This window comes from Acinetobacter sp. 228 (assembly GCF_048147885.1).
Genome location: NZ_JAYWYV010000126.1, coordinates 1 through 1,803, shown reverse-complemented (window position 1 = coordinate 1,803; position 1,803 = coordinate 1). Strand labels below are relative to the sequence as shown.

2 protein-coding genes and 1 pseudogene are annotated in these 1,803 nt (G+C 38.1%); all 3 read left to right on the top strand.

Features of this window, described 5'->3' with window-relative positions:
• Positions 1-528: pseudogene (locus VXQ92_RS16565) on the top strand (hypothetical protein); the annotation flags it as partial.
• 15 nt (positions 529-543) lie between these two features.
• Entirely contained in the window at positions 544-1,269 is a 726-nt protein-coding gene (locus tag VXQ92_RS16560; RefSeq protein WP_000724344.1) for a DUF6160 family protein, read from the top strand.
• A 32-nt stretch (positions 1,270-1,301) separates the two neighbouring features.
• Positions 1,302-1,803 (top strand): DUF6160 family protein (locus VXQ92_RS16555; protein ID WP_416682561.1); only part of this gene is annotated, 502 nt, incomplete at its 3' end.

Sequence of the window (1,803 nt, the reverse complement as noted above, 5' to 3'; positions counted from 1 at the left end):
GCATTTAAAGGAAATAATACTCAAGATGCTGTAGGTATTTCTTTTGGAAAACTACCAACAGGAACAGTTGCTGCTACAACACAAACTAGAAACTTTTATCAATTACAAAATCAAGAACGTCGTGTAAACAGCTATACATGTAGTTTAATTTTTACTTGTTATGATTGGCAATACCGTACAGCAACAGGCTGGACAGGAAATGCTGGTTCAGGGTTAAGATTCGATTCCCAAGGAGCAAACTGGGCGAATATTGATAGTACTGCTTATTATAATCCAACAACCAATACGACAGGTTATACCACTACTGATGCGGGGAATGGTGCTCAATTTGTTGTACCAAATGGTACGCCTTTACCTGATGCACTGTATAACAATGGACGTTGGTATACGACTACACCAAATGCAGATATAAACACGTATAAATTATCGGGTGCACAGATTAGCTCTTCAGTTAGTAATAACATGGGTTCAGCTGTTATTGATGGTGTTTTAATTCAGCATTTAAAACTGACAACTAAAGGTCTCTAAGAGGAGGGTAACGCGATGAAAAAAATAACTGCTTTACTCTTTGCTCTTTGTGCAACTGTGACTCATGCAGAGTTACAGACCTTGGATAATGATGCATTACAGGCAATCAATGGCCAAGCTGGTGCTGATTTATCACTCATGCTTAATTTAAACCAGACCAGTAACGGTATATTTGATAATGGCAGTGGTGGCGTATGTGAAAACGTAGAGTTTTGTCACATTGGTTTAGCAATTAACAAACGTTTTGTGCAAGCAGACACGACTAAGCCAAGTGGTTGGGCTGAAAATAGTGATAGCGGTAATAAACTTTGGTTAGTATTTAAAGGCGTACAAGGCACTTTAAATATTCAAAAAATGGGTTTAGATGGTGCTGATTTAAAGTATCTTGATAAAAGTAATACTGAAATTATAAAACCGGCTATTCAACTTAGTTTTAGTGCAGCACAGCCAATTTTAATTCGTAATTTTGGTTTTAATGCTCTGTCAATTGAGCAAGATAACTTTACGAGCTCAACAACAACGCAAGGCTCGAGTGCAAATATGTATGATTATGCATATTTCAAAAAACCAACCTATGCAGCGACTGCTAATAGTGCGAACCAGCAAGTAGCTACTGCGACCCCATCGGCGTATGACTATGGTCGTGAAACAGGTTTTATGGGCTTAATGATGAACGGTAACATGGCAATTCAAGGAAAAGTCATGGTCTTTAGCTGTGATGGTAGCCATCCACGTTGTTAAAGGTTAATGTAGATTTCAAAGGAACTGAAGTGATGAACAAAAATAAAGAAAGTCACGGCTCAAAGTTTATTTTAAATACATTAACAGCCAGTATGTTGTTAGTGAGTGGACAGGTTTTTGCTTTAGAAGCGTTAACAGATGCTGATTTGAGTGCCGTGAATGGCCAAGATGGTATATCGATCCAGACGACTTATAATGAAATTAATATAGACAATGCCTATTGGGACGATCATGCAGGAACTTCAAATAGTGCAGATCAGGTTTTGAGAGCCCAAGCTGGTGGAATAAAAGTACAAAAGAGTAATGCTTCCACACAAACATTAGGAACAAACTACCGTTTGGATGTGGGTAGTAATCCAACGACAGGAAAAACTGGTCTAGATTTCTCCTTACAGAGTAATCCTTCTCTTATTACTGTGAATAGTTTTAAGGTCTGTAATAGTTCGTCAATTTGCTCACCTACAATGGGACAACTGGCTATTCAGACTTCTTCACCTTTGAGTTTGGCCCTTACTACACAAGATGGCTTATTTA